Source organism: Tateyamaria sp. LSS28 (assembly GCF_059611725.1).
The window spans coordinates 174,290-190,256 of sequence record NZ_JCAPFI010000004.1; the positions used below are offsets into that span (position 1 = coordinate 174,290).

Here is a 15,967-nt window from a genome sequence, read left to right on the forward strand (position 1 = left end):
CATGAATGTTCTTGTTATCCTGGTTCCGTGTTCGCTCATCCTTGGGCTTGGTGCACTGGTGGCCTTCGTCTGGACGATGAAGAGCGATCAGTATTCTGATCCCGAAGGTGATGCCCAGCGCATCCTGTTGGACGATGATGAGACGACCTAGAACGCGACGCGATCGCCACCTTTGAGGTCCAGAATGTCCCGGGCTTCATCTGGGCTTGCAACCTCGCAGCCCAAGTCTTCGACGATACGCCGGATTTTGGTGACTTGTTCGGCATTCGACTGCGCGAGCCGTCCACGTGTGATAAACAGGCTGTCTTCCAACCCGACCCGCACATTGCCGCCCATTTGGCTGGCTGTGGTGGCAAGGGGCATCTGCGCAGCGCCAGCCCCGAGCACCGACCATCGGTAGTCGTCGCCAAAGAGCCGGTCGGCGGTGCGTTTCATGAAGATCAGGTTATCAACCTCGGGCCCGATGCCGCCCAGAACGCCGAACACGAATTGCAGGAAAACCGGCGCCTTGAAGAGGCCGATATCCATGCAGAATTTCAGGTTGTAGAGATGACCGACATCATAGCATTCGTGTTCGAATTTGATGTCATGCGGGGCCAGCTCTGTCGCCGCCTGTTTGATGTCGGCAAAGGTATTGCGGAAGATGTTCGCCTCTGATCCTGCGATGTATTCCTTCTCCCAATCGTGTTTCCACGTGTCGTAGCGGTCGGCCAGCGGGTGAAAGGCAAAGTTCATCGACCCCATGTTGAGCGAGCACATCTCGGGGCTGAAGTGGACCGCTGCTTTTATCCGATCCTTGATAAGCATGGTCGGTGCGCCACCCGTGGTGATGTTGAGCACGGCGTCTGTCGATTGTTTCACACGGCTCAGAATGCCAGCGTAATTTTCTGGCTCGACAGATGGGCGGCCGTCTTCGGGGTCACGGGTGTGCAGATGCAGGATTGATGCGCCTGCCTCTGCCGCAGCGATTGCCTGTTCTGCAATGTCGTTGTGGGTAATGGGCAGATGGTCGGACATGGTCGGTGTGTGGATGGCCCCGGTGACCGCGCATGTGATGATCGTTTTTTGCTTGGCCATGGTCACGTATCCTTTGGGTCGTTCAGTTTGATGCGGTAGCTGAGCGGAAAGAGCTCAAAGTCGTAACGGTCTCGGATCAGCCCCCAGACGCCCTTGGGGGCTTTCAGCATGACCACGATGGCGACCGCGCCGAGCACCATCAAGTAGATGGTGCCGAAATCGGCCAGTGTTTCACGCAGGAGGAAGAACAGGAGCGTGCCGATGATCGGCCCCTCAAGCGTACCAATGCCGCCGATCACGACGATGAAGATGACAAAGGCCGTCCAGTCGTTGACTGAGAATGCGGCATCGGGCGAGATGCGTAGTTTTTGCAGAAACAGAAGGCCACCGATAATCGCTGTGAAGGCGGATGTGACAACATAAACCTCCAGCTTCGTGCGCCAGATGTCGATGCCGAGGCCGCTGGCCGCCACTTCACTGTCACGGATGGCTGTCAGCGCAAGACCTCGACGCGAACGCAGGAACAGGTAAACGGCCGTGATCACGAGGACTGCGGCACCCAGCGCGAGCCAGTAGCTGAGCGCTTCGCGCGCCGAGCGCCCGTCAGCTAGCGAACGGACGATGCCCACCGGCAGGGAGCTTCCGGACCCGCCGCCCAGCGCAGAGATCTGCGCGAAGGTCAGGCGAAAAACTTCGGCAACCACCCAAGTGCCGATAGCAAAATAGGCGCCTTTAAGACGGAAGATGAGGGCTGCAATTGGGACCGACAGGACGGCAGCCAGCATGCCGGCCACCAGGATCGCCGTGATCGGATGCAACCCGCCAAAGATCGTCAACGCGAACAGCATGTAGCCGCCAAAGCCCACGAACGCCTGCTGGCCGACAGACACGAGGCCCGCGTAGCCCGCCATTAGGTTCCACAGGCAGGCGAGGGACAGGTAGAGGAAAATTTCACCCATCAGGCGCAGGTCGGCGCGTCCTGCCCACCATGGGGCTGCAGCCAAGACGATCAGGGCCAACACGGCAACGATCATTGCGATGCGGCTGGCACGGGTAGCGCGGTATACAGTTGGGGCGACCATCAGTGCTGGACCCGTGGGAACAAGCCGTTCGGACGCACGGCCAAAACGACAAGGAAGGCGATGTGACCCGCGAGGACTTGCCAGCCTGGATCGATTTTGGCCCCGATAGTTTGGGCGACGCCTAGGATTACGCCGCCGGCGAGGGTGCCCCAAAGGTTGCCAAGGCCACCGATTATCACAGCTTCGAACCCGAAGATGAGGCGACCACCGCCAATAGAGGGGTCAAAGCTGGTGCGGATGCCCAGCAGGATTCCGGCGATGCCGGTCACGGCAAGGGCCAACGCCATGGCGAGGCCAAAGACATGCGCCTTGTTCAGGCCCATCAACTGCGCGATGTCCTGGTTGTCGGACACCGCGCGGAAACCGCGACCAAGGGCGGTGGAGTAGAACATCCATTGCAGCCCGGCGATGACGCCAACAGCGATGGCAAAAGTCAGCAGGGGCAGGATGCCAATTGTCAGGCTACCCAAATTGACGCTGGCCGTCTCGATGGCCCCGGCGGACAGTTTCTGCGGATCGGCGGAATAGCCTTCAAGCAGCGCGTTCTGGATAATCACAGACAAGCCAAAGGTGACCAGCAGTGGTGGCAGGATGTCCGGCCCCAACGTCTGGTTCAAGATGCCGCGTTGCAAGACGTAACCGATCACCGCCATCACGGGCAGCACCAGAAGGGCGGCGGCAAAAGGGTGGACGCCGAACATCATTGTGGTGCTAAGCCCGAGATAGGCAGCGAGGATAATGAGATCTCCATGCGCGATGTTCACCAGTCGCATCACGCCAAAGATCAGCGACAATCCGGCGGCGAAAAGGGCATAGAGACCGCCCAGCAGAACGCCCTGTACGATTACGCCAATCCACTCGATCATGCGGCAACTCCGAAATAAGCGGCGGTGATTTGGTCTCGGGTGACGTCACCCGTAGCCCCGCTCAGGGACACGCGCCCTTCTTGCAGGCAGAACACGCGAGAGGAGACCTCGAGCGCTTTGCTGATATCCTGTTCGACCACCAGCGCTGTCATGCCGCCGCCGATGATGCCCGGCAGGGCGTCATAGATCGTTTTGATGATGACGGGGGCGAGACCGAGGCTGATTTCGTCGAACAGGATCACTTCGGGGTTGGCCATGAGGGCCCGGCCGATGGCGACCATTTGTTGTTGACCGCCCGAGAGGGATGTTGAGGCTTGGCTGCGCCGTTCCTTGAGAACCGGGAAAAGGTCGTAGACCTTGCCGAGCGACCATGGGCCGGGGCGGGCAACCTTGCCACCGAGCAGTAGGTTTTCCTCGACCGAGAGTGATGGGAACAGCTGGCGTCCTTCGGGCACCAAGGCAATGCCGCGATAGGCGACCTCGTCCGCGCGTAGGGTGCCTATGCCCTCGGTCTTGAACCGCACCTGTTCCGGCGCGTTGGACATCAGCCCGGAAATGGAGCGCATAAGCGTGGTCTTGCCCGCGCCATTGGCGCCGATGATCGCGACGACCTCGCCCGCGTGGATATCCATGTCTATGCCGTAGAGCGCCTGGAAGTCGCCGTAGTGCGCATCAAGGCCACTGAGCGACAGGATAGGGTCAGACATCAGGGTCCACTCCCAGATAGATTTCCTTGACCTCTGGGCTGTCCATAATCTCCTTCGGTGCGCCCTCGGCGATCTTCTTGCCGAAGTCGATCACGATCAGCCGGTTCACCACAGCCAGCAGCGCGTGGACCACATGTTCAATCCAGATGATTGTAGTGCCCTTGGCATGTACAGCCTTGATCGTGTCGATAAGCGCAGTGCATTCGGCTTCTGTCAGCCCACCTGCGATCTCATCGAGAAGGAGGAGTTTGGGTTGCGCCGACAACGCACGCGCCATCTCAAGCCGCTTGCGGTCTAGCAGAGTGAGTGAGCCTGCCCGTTGGTTTGCTTTAGGTAAAAGTCCCGTGTCCGTCAGGACCTGCAGCGCATGGTTTTCAGCGTCGCGACCCGAGAGGCCCGCGCCCTGCATAGCACCGACAAGCGCGTTTTCGTAGACTGTCATGCCGCCAAAGGGCTGGGGCACTTGGAAGGACCGGGCAATGCCAATCTTGCAGCGTTTGGCAGCGGAGGTGGCAGTAATGTCTGCTCCTTGAAAGATGATCCGGCCCGCATCAGGGCTCAGCGCGCCGGTGATGAGATTGAAAAGTGATGTCTTGCCCGCGCCATTGGGCCCAAGGATGCCCACGGCGTCGCCTTGGGCGATCTCTAAGCTTGAGTCGTCGGCGACCTTGACGGCACCGAACGACTTTTGCAGGCCGTGAATAGACAAAAGGGCAGACATCGCTGTGCTTTAGCCCAAGAGTTGCAGGTCGCCGCCCACCGGAATCTGTGGTGCGTGGCTGTTGTTTGTGATGACCAGCTCGACTTCATCGCCTGCTTTCTGCCATTGCCCCGACACCAGCGGTGTTTTGGACACATTCGGCACAGGGCCGTTTGACCAGTTCACGTCGCCCACGATGGTCGAGATGTTGGTGCCCGCGATGGCGGCGGCGTTGGCCTCGAAGTCATCAAGGTCCTCGGACCGGGAGATGACATCTGCCACCACTTCGAACAGCGCGTGCTTGAAGCCGATGGGCTGCGTCCACGGACGGCCTGTAGCAGCAGTGAAACCGTTTGCCAGATCACCTGCCGAAATGCCGGTCAGAGACGAGTTGAACGGGTGGTTTGGGGACCACCAGATTTCGGTCGTCAGACCAATACCGCGATCACCCAAGGCCTCAATGGCCGAGGGGAACAGCAGCGCCTTGCCGATGGTCGCGACCTTGGGGTTGAAGCCCTGTTGTGCGGCTTGCGCCCAGAAGGTGCCGAAATCCGGCGGGATCATCACGCCGGTGATGATTTCGCAGCCTGCATCCTTGAAGGCGGAGATGTAGTTCGAGAAATCGTCCGTCAGAGGTTGGAAACGACCGGGATCAACCAATTCGAACCCTTGCGCGGCAAGTGGTTTGGGCAGGCCCAGTTCCGCGTCACCCCATGCGTTACCGTCTGCGTCATTCGGGAATAGGCCGCCCACTTTCTTGGCAACACCGCTGCCGTCCCAGAGGCTGGTGAAATTGGCGATGACATCCTCAAGTCCCCAGAAGAAATGGTAGGTGTATTGGAAGGCTTCCGCAGGGTTGCCGCCACGGCCAAAGAAATAGGGCTGCCAAGGTGCGTCGGTCGTGATGCAGGGCACTTCATTGATCTCGGCCTGGTCTGCCACTGGGTTTGTCGTGTCAGGGGTCGCGGCAGCGGTGATGATGTCCACTTCATCCGACAGGATCAGTTCGGCGGCCACTTCAGCGGCCCGGTTGGGGTTGGACTGACTGTCCTTCTTGATGATCTCTATGTTGTAGGACTTGCCGTTGTTGGTCACGCCGCCTGCGAAATGGGCGCGCAAACCTTCGAGGATGTAATCATCGGCTTCCGCGAAGCCGGCAAGCGGGCCAGTAGACGGTGTCACGAACCCCACCTTTATGGTCGGATTGGCAGCGTAGGCCCGCGTGGAACGCAGGATTGCGGGTGCCGCGACGCTCGCGCCCAACCCAGCCAACAGACGGCGGCGTGTTATATCAGTTCTCATGTTTTCCTCCCAAAGATGCGGTTCGGGTATTCGCCGATCCGGTTGCGCGGACCATTTTGGCATGGCTTGGCGCAGTCTCGCTCTCCAGACCTATCACATGCAAAAGATGATCCTGATCCGATTTGAATGGTCATTTATAACTCAGCGTTATGACTCAGCGGCATTTTGAAACATCCCTTCAAGTGCGCTCAAGTGAAGTGCGACCCGCGTTTTTGTCCGTTCAAGATCGCCTTGGGTCCATTTGCGAAACCCATGACCCGAAGCCATACCGGTTCTATCCTCATCCAACAGCTCTTGGAGGAGGGGTGACGGATCAGGTCTTGCATCGAGGTCGAACAGAACTTGGCGGTGTATGTCCTGGGTGAGTTCCAACCCGACTAGATCGGCGTTTTCGAGCGGACCAAGAACGGCGAGCCGACGGCCAAAACTGGCTTTTACCACGTCATCAACAGCCTTTGCAGAACAAATCCCCTTTTCAACAAGGCTGATCGCTTCCCGCCAAAGCGCGTGTTGCAATCGATTGCCGATAAAGCCGGGCACATCCTTTTCGACCAGCGCCGGGGTTTTGCCTGCGTCCTCGAGCAGGTCAATCATCTTGTCCGCGACTTCGGGATCAGTCCATTCTGTTTTTACCACCTCGACCAGCGGGATCATGTGAGGCGGGTTCCACCAATGGGTGCCAAGCGCGCGTTGGCGAAGTTTAAGGTGCTCCATGATCTTGGTGATCTGGATAACCGACGTGTTCGAGGCGAGAATGGCGTCGCGAGGCGCGTGTGCCTCGACCTCGGCAAAAATCGCTTGTTTCAATTCCAGCTTTTCGGGTGCGGCTTCGAAGATGACTGCCGCATCGCTCACTGCTGCTTTGATCCCATCGCACAACTCGATCCGTTTGAGTATCCTTGCGATGTCATTGTCGGATGTACCTAGCAGCCGCAGGCTGTCGGACACGCGTTGTGGCAGGCTTTGCAGCGTTTCCTGTGCCGGATCGTGTACGGCGACGTAGTGACCTGCACGCGCAAAGGTCAGGGCAATGCCATGCCCCATCAACCCTCCGCCGATCACTGCAATTTGCTGGTTCTTGTTCATGCCTCACCCCGCCGTGTAGCCGCCATCGGCATAAAGTATGTGGCCGGTGTAGAAGTCTGAGGCGCGGGACGACAGGAACAGGAGCGGGCCAGCCAGATCCTCTGGCTCGCCAAGGCGCCCCTTGGGCACGCGTGTCAAGAACCCTTCGCGCACGGCTTTGGCATCGTCGGTGTCTTCGAACATCCACGCCGTGAGCGGTGATCGGAAGACAGTGGGTGCAATAGCGTTTACGGTGATCCCGGTTGGGCCGAGTTCGCATCCCAATGCCTTGGTTATCCCGTCAACTGCCGCCTTTGAAGCGCAGTAGGCGGTGTAACCCGCCGGGTGTCCCAAAAGGCCTCGGGCAGAAGACATGAGAACGATCTTGCCCCCGTCGCCCTGCGCTTGCATCTGTACGCTCGCGGCCCGGGCCATCAGCCAGCTTTGGGTGACGTTGGCGTTCATGACGCCTTCGAACGTTTCGGGGGGCATGTCTGCGATCTTGGCCACTTTATTCATGCCCGAGGCAACGACAAGAATGTCCAGCTGTCCAAACGTCTTGACAGTTTCCGACACCAGAGCCTCGCAGGCGAGTTCCGTATCGGGGCGTGCGTTGATCTGATGCGTGTCACCGGTGCACGTGTTTGCGACTTCTGCCATCGCACCGGCATTGCCTGCGGCAAGGACAACCTTGGCACCGGCACCCGACAGACAACGAGCGGCAACCGCTCCAAACGCACCGGAGGCACCGGTGATCAGGGCGACCTTGCCGGAGACATCAAAGAAGGACAGCGGATCGTCGAGGCTCATGGCTGTTCTCCAGTGGGATAGGGGATCACAACAAGCATTTTGCAAACGTGATTGCTGCGGTTTTCGATTTTGCGCACTTCACCTGGCGGGACCGTGCAACTGTCCATGGGACCAAGCACCGTGTCCGCGCCGTCAACGGTTACGGTCATTTCCCCATCCAGCACGACATAGATCTTTTCAAATGGCGTCGCATCAGGCCCGGCACCGCCGCCGGGAAGGAACTGCGAATATCCGACCCATTGGTTTTCCGGTCCACCGTCCTCGAACCCCTGAAGGCGCAGGCCAGTGACACCCCAATGGTTTGGGGCGTCATAGGGTTGAGCATCAGTGAAGCGCTTGACAAGCATCAGAAATTCTCGCCCGCCTCGATGCGATAACCTTGGGATTTGTCCATCATGGCAACAAGGCGGATGATGCAACCGTCGCCTCGGTCCCAGTTCCAGGGGAAGAAAGCAAAGGTGACCCGCTTGCCCGTAACGCGGTCAAGGTCGCCGCCAACGTTCTCGATGCCCAGAATACCATTCGAAAAGAGTTTCTGGTGCACGGGTTCCCATTCTGGGAAATCAACCTCCCACGGAGTGCCGCCGGACCATTCGAGGTACTCTTTCTCAAGGTGCGGCAGGATCGGGCCATTGCGCTGTGGGCCGATCGCGGTGGCCAACGGGTGATCGTTGGCTTGCGTATCGTGACCCACGACCTTTACGCCCCTTTCAACCATCCAATCGGCGGCAGATGGCACAAGACCAGGGCAGTAAGCAAAGTAATCACCATCTTCGTATTGCTTGTGCCAGCCCGTATTGATGATGAGCACGTCATTCTTGCGGATCGCGTGGCCGCAAGCCTTTTCAAGATCATCACCGGTGATCTGTTCCCATTTCTTCTTTGGGATGCTGACAACGAGGCCAGAGCCGAAGAAATGGGGCAGGGGCACCTCGTCAATGAAAGGCGTTCCCTGGACCACATGGGCGGGTGCGTCGATGTGAGTGGTGACGTGCATCGTCGTTGTGATCGTCTGGCTCAGCACTCCGGACTTCGCCATGTAGTGCTTGCGATCGATCTGTACGTCTTTGAAATACGGCCAGTTTGGGCATTGGAAACCATACCGGTGGCTCAGGTTCACGAACTCGAGGCCCATGTCGTTGTTGTCGTTTTCCTGGAAATCGATCCCGCGAATGTTGACGACCATCGGCTCCTCCCAAAGCTTCGTATTGCTGTCCCGTATTATGGTGCGTATGTATCACATAGCGGTCAACGTTTGATTTGACGGAACATAGGAAACAAGCGTTTTGGTGCTGTCTGGTCAAAATGCAATCGATACAAGAGTTCGCTGTAAGGTAAAAAGATGTCGAAAAATCAGGGTATTCAGGTCATTTCGCGTGCGGCTGACATTCTGCGCTTGTTGGGCCGTGAGACAGGCGGGTTGAGCCTTGGCCAGATTGCCAAGCGGGTTCAGCTGCCCCGCTCTACGGTACAGCGCATTGTTGCGGCGCTTGTGACTGAAGGATTTGTATCCACCGAGCGTGGAGATGGAGGAATCAGGCTTGGCCGCGAAATTCAAAGCCTGGCCCAGGCGGTGTCATCGGACATGCGGACGCGCCTGCGCCCCGTCATGGAACGGCTGTCGGACGAAACGGGGGAGACGGTTGATTTGGCAGTTCTTGAGGGCGCACAAATGTTGTTCGTCGATCAAATCGAAGGCAGCCATCGCCTGCGCACCGTGTCGCGGATCGGAGAGTATTTTCCCCTGACCACGACCGCCAATGGGCGCGCAGCGCTGGCTTGCATGCGCCCTGAGCGGGCGCTTGCCCTGATCCGCGCCGAACATAGGTCACGTGGCCCATATGCACCGCCATTGTCGGACATCATCGACGGTATCGATGCTATCCGAGAGGGTGAACTGGCATGTGATGAGAACGAACACACGGATGGTATTTGCGCGATGGGATTTGCGGTGGCGGACCAGACGGGTGACATTTTCGCGGTATCAGTTCCCGTCCCAAGCTCACGTTATGACCGGGTTAAACCTGCTTTGGCCGACTCTGTTCGCGCCGCTATTTCAATGCTTCAGGCATAGCGCAGACGCCACATTGTGACCGCGATATCTGGGCGGTTCGTTCTCGGCTTGGTGCGCGTGATGCGGGAACTGAAGCCGTTCGTCGCGATGGGGATCGGATGGTCGACAGGTAACTTCACAAACTACCTAGTTGGCACGTTCCGATAGCAATGCACTTGCCGTTTGGTTCGAATACCACTCTGGTGCAGGTAGGCCGAATAATTGTCTGCAACTCCTTGTGCCCTCTGTCGAGGCAACCGCATGCCATGTCTAAGTTCCTGCAAAACTGATATTTTGGGTTTGCAAAACCCGATCGAAATTGATGTCAGCCATCGGTGTTATGCTGCTGACGCAAAGGTGCTCGGGCTCTGGATAGTTTTCCCGGTGGGCAGATCGATTGACGCTTTGATGGCGTCGGAACTACGCCTATCGCGTTTGACAGAAAAACCCATCAGTAGTTGAAATTTTGTGGGTTTATTTCTTTTATCGCCTCTTTTCACAAAGATATTTTTCGAGGGTCTTCGGCCAATGCCTTTCGATCTTGCTTGGGTGGATTTGTTCCGACTCTACATTCTTCGGGGCGAGGCGACAACTTGGCATGCAGTCCTCTCCATCATATACGTTGAAAGCTACGAAACGGCGACGGTGCCGGGGGGAACCGTCATTCGCGGCGTGGCGCGGTTTTCCGGTGATGTCGATCTCCCTAGCTTTGATCCCACCACAGGCACGCTCACTGCCGGCGCTGCAAACGCGGAAGGGCACCCTCGAAACCAACCTGATCGGTCTGAACCATGGCTCGACATCACGGACACTCGGGTTGAGTTTTTCACGACCGTACCGCGCGTCGCGGGCGCAATCATCGCGAACGGGGTTGCTACAGTTTCAGGGGGTGATGCTGACTTTCAGCCGATGCGTGACGTTCTTGATGCGCTGGACACGCCGCCTATCGATCCACCGCCGTCGGACTATCCCAATACGGGGTTCACGCCGGATCTGATCCTAGCCGGGATCGAATTGCGGCCACCTTTCCTGCAACCGGCAGAGATGCGGTCAGATGGTTTGCTAGTTCCGCACACGAAACGCACGGACGTTGTATTTCATCTGCCCAAGATCAAACCGCGTGTGACACAGGGATCAGATGCCAACGCGCAGGTACAGGTATGTCTGGTGTCGCTCGGCGCAACGGGTCTGGATGATCCGGGTGCGCGGGCCGCGGTCGAACTGGTTCCGATAGAGCCAAGCCATGCCTTCATCGGGCCGGGCCGCGTTGTCGGGTTTGGATTTCGCTCAGCTCACCTTGATCTGTCAGACGGCTATGCGCCACCGGAAATCCTCTCCCAATTCGGGTTTGATGAAGCATGGACCGGGCTCTACCTGCCTGAAATCCGCATCTTCTTTGCACCAAACGGAGCCGAGGACTTTGCGGTCAATGCGGGTGTTGAGAACCTGCTGATCGGGCTTGGCGGGTCGAATGGCGTTACCGGTGATTTCGATGTTGCAATGATCAACCAAGGCAGTGGTGATCTTGCCATAGGTGCCCACTTCTTCACCGGTAACCGACAGGGCATTGGGATCTCCAGAACCAGCCCCGGTGCTGCAACGGCTGCCTTACCGGACACCACACGGCTGGCCGTGAATGTGCGCGGTGGCCGCGCGCCTCGTAGCGTGACTGTCGATCAGACCATCGCGCAAGGCCATAGTGCAAAGGTGCGCGCGCAACGGGTGATCTCAATGGCGGCTCGCATGGGCATCGCCCAACGTGATGGCATGGGATTACCGACCTCGGATTTCATCCGTCTCCAGCGTCCGGCCGCAGCCTTTTCGCTTGTTCGCGATCTCGTCGAACAAGGCGGGTTGGGACGGCATGAACCAAATTGGGAGGGGCCAAGCGATGCTACGGTCATCCCACAAACAGCAGATGTCGCCGACCCGGATGGCAGTGATGGCGCCAACCTAACGCTCTTCCTCGCAGCCCTGTTGAGTTGAACAAGAGCGCCACGCGCAAAAACAGTGGTTCTTAAAGGTATGTGGTGCCGCTGAAGGGACTCGAACCCCCGACCCCATCATTACGAATGACGTGCTCTACCAGCTGAGCTACAGCGGCCTGATGGCGGGGGTTATACTTTATGTGCACCGCAGGGCAAGGGGACAAGATCAAGAGTTGGAGCGGTTAAGTCCACCTTAAACTCGATGATCTAGATGCCTACTGAATATGGTTTAAAAATGATGTGACAGCCTTGTTGAAACTGCTTCTGACAGCCATCCTCGTCTCATGTTGCGCGACACACGCGGCGGCAGGGGAACAAACAACCGTCCGTGGCTTGGCGGATCAGGCCGTGTTGGTTCACCGCATAACCAAATCCGTGTGTCTGCTCTTTGTCGGGGCACAAACCCCCGTGCACGCGGAAGATGTGGCTGCATCAGTGAGGGAGCTCAACAGTTTGTCGTCAGCTATCGCCGCGCAACCCGGCGCAGATATCGGCCTGGCAGATGAGGTTGCGACCCTGACAAAATCCGCCCAACAGATTGTTGCAGGGGATCGGCACACTGTTCCCGTGACCTTGCTGATAAAGACCAACCCGACGCTCGCATCCCGCTACAGTCAGATGCGCTATCGGGCGGCCTCCGAGGTAGCAAGCAAGTACCAAAACTCTTATGCAGTACTGCACGAACTGCGTGTCGTTTCGCAGGCCTTTCAACGGGATTTGTGCCTGTTCCTCACGGGCCTGGCGTCAACAGGCGCTGAGCGCGCGATGATTGAGCGCATTGCCTACTTCAAAGCGTCCCTTGACGCTCTGGTGTCCGGCGACCGGGCGACTGGTCTGGAGGCTGCGCCAAACATTCACATCAAGATTACGCTGGGAAAAGTTGCTGCCAAGTGGAACACCTTGCAACCTATCCTGTCCGCGGCGGCCTCGGGTGGTCCAATAGATCCGCGCGACGTGCAGTTGGCCTCGGTCCTAGGGGACGCGATATTGAACAACCTTGATCAGATTTCTGACCGGTTTCTCGACCTGTAGGATCTATGCCTGCAGGGCTTTCACCCCCACATCTCCTTGTGACTGTTCACGGATCGCCAATGCCGCCGCATAGGCCCCGGCAGCCGTCGTGAAATAGGGAATCTTGTCATACAAAGCGATCGACCGGATTGATTTGCTGTCCTCAACCGCCTGTGCGCCCTCGGTCGTGTTAAAGACCAACTGAATGCCATGGTCTTTCATCATATCGGTGACGTCAGGACGTCCTTCGTAGACCTTGTTGACCGTACCGCAAGGCACACCGTTCTCTTCCAGCCAGCTTGCCGTGCCGCGCGTTGCAACCGTTGTAAAACCCAACCCGTGCAGGATCTGCGCGGCCTCCAGCATTTGTGGCGTTTTGTCCATATCCTTGATGGAGATGAACGTGCATCCCGCATCTGGCAGAACCATGCCCGCGCCCATCTGTGCCTTGAGGAATGCGCGCGCAAAAGTGCGATCCCATCCCATGACCTCTCCGGTCGAGCGCATTTCCGGTCCCAGAATGGTGTCTACGCCCGGGAACCGTGCAAACGGCAGAACAGCTTCCTTGACCGAGAACCAGGGCATATTCGGGTCGGCCAAAGTCATTGGATCTGCCAGCGGAAGCACACTGTCGTAGCTTGCATCAGCATCATATGGGGGGCGTTGCGGGAAATTCGAGAGCGGCTCACCTGCCATGATACGCGCCGCGATGGACGCAATCGCACTGTCCGTAGACTTTGCCACGAACGGCACGGTCCGAGAGGCGCGCGGGTTGACCTCGATCAGGAAAATGTCGTTGCCCTGAATGGCAAACTGGACGTTCATCAATCCTACGACATTCAGCGCCTTTGCCAGTGCGTGTGTCTGAATTTCAATCTCGGCAATGACATCAGCAGACAGTGAGTATGGGGGCAGTGAACAGGCGCTATCGCCGGAGTGCACGCCTGCTTCCTCAATGTGCTGCATGATGCCAGCAACATGTACGTCTGTGCCATCGCACAGAGCGTCTACATCCAACTCGACCGCGCCCGCCAGATAGCTGTCAAGCAACACAGGGCTATCACCGGAAACCACCACGGCTTGGGAAATATAGCGTTCAAGGTTGGCCTGGTCGCGTACAATTTCCATCGCGCGCCCACCCAGGACATAGGATGGGCGGATCACCAACGGGAACCCGATCTCACCGGCAATCTCCAGCGCCTCGGCGTCTGAATGCGCGATACCGTTCTTGGGTTGTTTCAAGCCAAGATCGTTCACAAGTGCCTGGAACCGTTCGCGATCTTCGGCCAAATCGATGGCGTCTGGCGTCGTCCCAAGGATCGGAATGCCAGCTTCATTCAGTGCGTTGGCCAGCTTCAAAGGTGTCTGCCCGCCGAATTGCACGATCACCCCGTGTAGCAGGCCATTCTCCTGCTCAACCCGCAGGATTTCCATGACATGCTCAAAGGTCAGCGGCTCGAAATAGAGGCGATCCGACGTGTCGTAGTCCGTCGATACCGTTTCGGGATTGCAGTTGACCATGATGGTTTCATAGCCCGCCGCCGTCAGGGCAAAACAGGCGTGACAGCAGCAATAGTCAAACTCGATCCCCTGACCGATCCGGTTTGGACCACCCCCAAGGATCACGACCTTCTTACGGTCCGACGGGCGGGCCTCGCATTCAACCTCGCCGAAGACAGGCGTTTCGTAGGTCGAGTACATATAAGGCGTTTGGGCTTCGAACTCGGCGGCACAGGTGTCAATCCGTTTGAAAACGGCGCGAACACCCAGATCCTCGCGTATGCGGCGTACCTGATCTTCGCCGCTTTCAGTCAACTGGCCCAAACGCGCGTCGGTGAAGCCCATCATCTTGAGCGCACGCAGCCCCTCTTCGGTCGCGGGCAGGCCTGCGCTGCGGACCTTTGCTTCGGTGTCCACGATTTCCCGGATACGGGCCAGGAACCATGGATCGAACTTGGTCGCACCAAAGATGTCGTCATCGCTCAACCCGTGCCGCATGGCTTGCGCAATAAGGCGCAGCCGGTCCGGAGTCTGGGCCGAAATGGCCTTGACCACCGCGGCCTTGTCTGGTGCGCCGGGGATATCGATGTCGTCCAGACCGGTCAGGCCGGATTCCATGGATGCCATCGCCTTTTGCAGGCTTTCATGGAACGTGCGACCGATGGCCATCACTTCGCCTACGGATTTCATCGCTGTGGTCAGGGATGCCTCGGAACCAGGGAATTTCTCGAACGCGAATTTCGGGATTTTGGTGACGACATAGTCGATGGTCGGTTCGAACGAGGCCGGCGTGACCTTGGTGATGTCATTGTCCAACTCATCCAGCGTGTAGCCAACCGCCAGCTTGGCTGCGATCTTGGCAATCGGAAAACCTGTCGCCTTCGAAGCCAGCGCTGACGACCGCGACACACGCGGGTTCATCTCGATCACCACCATGCGCCCGTCATCAGGGTTGATCGCCCACTGTACGTTGGACCCGCCCGTTTCCACGCCGATCTCGCGCAGCACTGCGATCGAGTGATTGCGCATGATCTGGTATTCTTTGTCCGTCAGCGTCAGGGCAGGGGCTACGGTGATGCTGTCACCGGTGTGCACGCCCATCGGGTCAACGTTTTCGATGGAACAGACGATGATGGCGTTGTCGGCAGTGTCGCGCACCACCTCCATCTCGTATTCCTTCCAACCCAGCAGGCTTTCGTCCACAAGGATCTGGCCCACGGGCGACGCGTCCATGCCAGAGTGACAAATCGCCATATAGTCGTCGCGGTTATACGCAACTCCGCCGCCCGTGCCGCCAAGGGTAAAGGCCGGGCGGATGATGGCAGGCAGACCAATGTCTTCCAGTGTCTCAAGTGCAATGGCAACACCGGCAGCAAGGTCCTTGTTGCCATTTTCGTCCTTGGGGGCCGTCACGATGGTGGCGCGCGGATTCTCGATTCCCAGCCGGTCCATCGCCTCGCGGAACAATTTGCGGTCTTCGGCCATCTCGATGGCATCGCGCTTGGCGCCGATCATCTCGACGCCGAACTTGTCCAGCACGCCCATTTCTTCAAGCGCAAGGGATGTGTTCAGGCCGGTCTGTCCACCCATCGTCGGCAGTAATGCGTCGGGGCGTTCCTTCTCAATGATCTTGGCAACCACTTCGGGCGTGATCGGCTCGATATACGTGGCGTCGGCCAGGCCCGGGTCGGTCATGATGGTCGCGGGGTTCGAGTTGACCAGGATGACCCGGTACCCTTCTTCCCGCAGCGCCTTGCAGGCCTGCGCGCCCGAGTAGTCAAACTCGCAGGCTTGGCCAATCACAATGGGACCCGCGCCGATAATCATGATCGACTTGATGTCGGTACGCTTTGGCATCTTGGCCCC

The 15,967-nt window shown here is 58.2% G+C and carries 15 protein-coding genes and 1 tRNA gene; 4 read left to right on the forward strand and 12 right to left on the reverse strand.

Going from position 1 to position 15,967, the window contains the following annotated elements; all coding sequences use genetic code 11:
- Position 1 precedes the first annotated feature (1 nt).
- On the forward strand, positions 2 to 151 hold the full coding sequence (ccoS, locus tag AC53L6_RS13345; protein ID WP_299201691.1) for a cbb3-type cytochrome oxidase assembly protein CcoS: 150 nt from the start codon (positions 2 to 4) through the stop codon (positions 149 to 151).
- On the opposite strand, the gene kce is transcribed toward ccoS, so the two are convergent.
- The 10 genes from kce to AC53L6_RS13395 form a co-directional block, all read right to left on the reverse strand.
- The gene (gene kce, locus AC53L6_RS13350) at positions 148 to 1,077 is read right to left on the reverse strand and encodes a 3,5-dioxohexanoate:acetyl-CoA acetone transferase (RefSeq protein WP_496908189.1); all 930 of its coding nucleotides are present in this window, start codon (positions 1,075 to 1,077) and stop codon (positions 148 to 150) included. The two genes, ccoS and kce, sit on opposite strands and share 4 nt — an antisense overlap.
- Before the next feature lie 2 nt (positions 1,078 to 1,079).
- Positions 1,080 to 2,099: a branched-chain amino acid ABC transporter permease gene (locus AC53L6_RS13355; RefSeq protein WP_496908190.1), complete on the reverse strand. Its 1,020-nt coding sequence runs from the start codon at positions 2,097 to 2,099 to the stop codon at positions 1,080 to 1,082.
- Positions 2,099 to 2,965, reverse strand: a complete 867-nt coding sequence (locus tag AC53L6_RS13360) for a branched-chain amino acid ABC transporter permease (RefSeq protein WP_496908191.1) — start codon at positions 2,963 to 2,965, stop codon at positions 2,099 to 2,101. Before AC53L6_RS13360 ends, AC53L6_RS13355 begins: the two co-directional genes overlap by 1 nt.
- Positions 2,962 to 3,672, reverse strand: coding sequence for an ABC transporter ATP-binding protein (locus AC53L6_RS13365; RefSeq protein ID WP_496908192.1), 711 nt, complete (start codon positions 3,670 to 3,672; stop codon positions 2,962 to 2,964). Before AC53L6_RS13365 ends, AC53L6_RS13360 begins: the two co-directional genes overlap by 4 nt.
- Positions 3,665 to 4,393, reverse strand: a complete 729-nt coding sequence (locus AC53L6_RS13370) for an ABC transporter ATP-binding protein (protein WP_496908193.1) — start codon at positions 4,391 to 4,393, stop codon at positions 3,665 to 3,667. The genes AC53L6_RS13365 and AC53L6_RS13370 overlap by 8 nt, the downstream gene beginning before the upstream one ends.
- A 9-nt stretch (positions 4,394 to 4,402) precedes the next feature.
- Positions 4,403 to 5,674: an ABC transporter substrate-binding protein gene (locus AC53L6_RS13375; RefSeq protein ID WP_496908194.1), complete on the reverse strand. Its 1,272-nt coding sequence runs from the start codon at positions 5,672 to 5,674 to the stop codon at positions 4,403 to 4,405.
- Positions 5,675 to 5,821: 147 nt separating this feature from the next.
- Positions 5,822 to 6,760 (reverse strand): 3-hydroxyacyl-CoA dehydrogenase family protein, encoded by a 939-nt coding sequence (locus tag AC53L6_RS13380; protein ID WP_496908195.1) that lies wholly within the window; start codon positions 6,758 to 6,760, stop codon positions 5,822 to 5,824.
- A 3-nt stretch (positions 6,761 to 6,763) separates the two neighbouring features.
- Entirely contained in the window at positions 6,764 to 7,549 is a 786-nt protein-coding gene (locus AC53L6_RS13385; protein ID WP_496908196.1) for an SDR family NAD(P)-dependent oxidoreductase, read from the reverse strand.
- Positions 7,546 to 7,896, reverse strand: a complete 351-nt coding sequence (locus AC53L6_RS13390) for a cupin domain-containing protein (protein WP_496908197.1) — start codon at positions 7,894 to 7,896, stop codon at positions 7,546 to 7,548. The genes AC53L6_RS13385 and AC53L6_RS13390 overlap by 4 nt, the downstream gene beginning before the upstream one ends.
- A complete protein-coding gene (locus AC53L6_RS13395) occupies positions 7,896 to 8,735 on the reverse strand; it encodes a cyclase family protein (protein WP_496908198.1) in 840 nt (279 codons plus the stop codon). The genes AC53L6_RS13390 and AC53L6_RS13395 overlap by 1 nt, the downstream gene beginning before the upstream one ends.
- Before the next feature lie 156 nt (positions 8,736 to 8,891).
- Between AC53L6_RS13395 and AC53L6_RS13400 the strand changes: the two genes are divergently transcribed.
- Both AC53L6_RS13400 and AC53L6_RS13405 read left to right on the forward strand, forming a co-directional pair.
- Positions 8,892 to 9,623 (forward strand): IclR family transcriptional regulator, encoded by a 732-nt coding sequence (locus AC53L6_RS13400; protein WP_496908199.1) that lies wholly within the window; start codon positions 8,892 to 8,894, stop codon positions 9,621 to 9,623.
- Between the two features lie 507 nt (positions 9,624 to 10,130).
- The gene (locus tag AC53L6_RS13405) at positions 10,131 to 11,588 is read left to right on the forward strand and encodes a hypothetical protein (RefSeq protein ID WP_496908200.1); all 1,458 of its coding nucleotides are present in this window, start codon (positions 10,131 to 10,133) and stop codon (positions 11,586 to 11,588) included.
- A 42-nt stretch (positions 11,589 to 11,630) separates the two neighbouring features.
- Here AC53L6_RS13405 and AC53L6_RS13410 read toward each other — a convergent pair.
- Positions 11,631 to 11,706: transfer RNA gene (locus tag AC53L6_RS13410), tRNA-Thr, on the reverse strand.
- A gap of 337 nt (positions 11,707 to 12,043) precedes the next feature.
- Between AC53L6_RS13410 and AC53L6_RS13415 the strand changes: the two genes are divergently transcribed.
- Positions 12,044 to 12,622, forward strand: coding sequence for a hypothetical protein (locus AC53L6_RS13415; protein ID WP_496908201.1), 579 nt, complete (start codon positions 12,044 to 12,046; stop codon positions 12,620 to 12,622).
- 3 nt (positions 12,623 to 12,625) lie between these two features.
- Here the strand turns inward: AC53L6_RS13415 and carB are convergent, their stop codons facing one another.
- Entirely contained in the window at positions 12,626 to 15,958 is a 3,333-nt protein-coding gene (gene carB / locus AC53L6_RS13420) for a carbamoyl-phosphate synthase large subunit (protein WP_496908202.1), read from the reverse strand.
- Between the last annotated feature and the right edge of the window lie 9 nt (positions 15,959 to 15,967).

Coding starts and splice junctions, on each gene's coding strand:
- ccoS (WP_299201691.1), top strand. CDS start 2: ATGAATGTTCTTGTTATCCTGGTTCCGTGTTCGCTCATCCTTGGGCTT.
- kce (WP_496908189.1), bottom strand. CDS start 1,077: ATGGCCAAGCAAAAAACGATCATCACATGCGCGGTCACCGGGGCCATC.
- AC53L6_RS13355 (WP_496908190.1), bottom strand. CDS start 2,099: ATGGTCGCCCCAACTGTATACCGCGCTACCCGTGCCAGCCGCATCGCA.
- AC53L6_RS13360 (WP_496908191.1), bottom strand. CDS start 2,965: ATGATCGAGTGGATTGGCGTAATCGTACAGGGCGTTCTGCTGGGCGGT.
- AC53L6_RS13365 (WP_496908192.1), bottom strand. CDS start 3,672: ATGTCTGACCCTATCCTGTCGCTCAGTGGCCTTGATGCGCACTACGGC.
- AC53L6_RS13370 (WP_496908193.1), bottom strand. CDS start 4,393: ATGTCTGCCCTTTTGTCTATTCACGGCCTGCAAAAGTCGTTCGGTGCC.
- AC53L6_RS13375 (WP_496908194.1), bottom strand. CDS start 5,674: ATGAGAACTGATATAACACGCCGCCGTCTGTTGGCTGGGTTGGGCGCG.
- AC53L6_RS13380 (WP_496908195.1), bottom strand. CDS start 6,760: ATGAACAAGAACCAGCAAATTGCAGTGATCGGCGGAGGGTTGATGGGG.
- AC53L6_RS13385 (WP_496908196.1), bottom strand. CDS start 7,549: ATGAGCCTCGACGATCCGCTGTCCTTCTTTGATGTCTCCGGCAAGGTC.
- AC53L6_RS13390 (WP_496908197.1), bottom strand. CDS start 7,896: ATGCTTGTCAAGCGCTTCACTGATGCTCAACCCTATGACGCCCCAAAC.
- AC53L6_RS13395 (WP_496908198.1), bottom strand. CDS start 8,735: ATGGTCGTCAACATTCGCGGGATCGATTTCCAGGAAAACGACAACAAC.
- AC53L6_RS13400 (WP_496908199.1), top strand. CDS start 8,892: ATGTCGAAAAATCAGGGTATTCAGGTCATTTCGCGTGCGGCTGACATT.
- AC53L6_RS13405 (WP_496908200.1), top strand. CDS start 10,131: ATGCCTTTCGATCTTGCTTGGGTGGATTTGTTCCGACTCTACATTCTT.
- carB (WP_496908202.1), bottom strand. CDS start 15,958: ATGCCAAAGCGTACCGACATCAAGTCGATCATGATTATCGGCGCGGGT.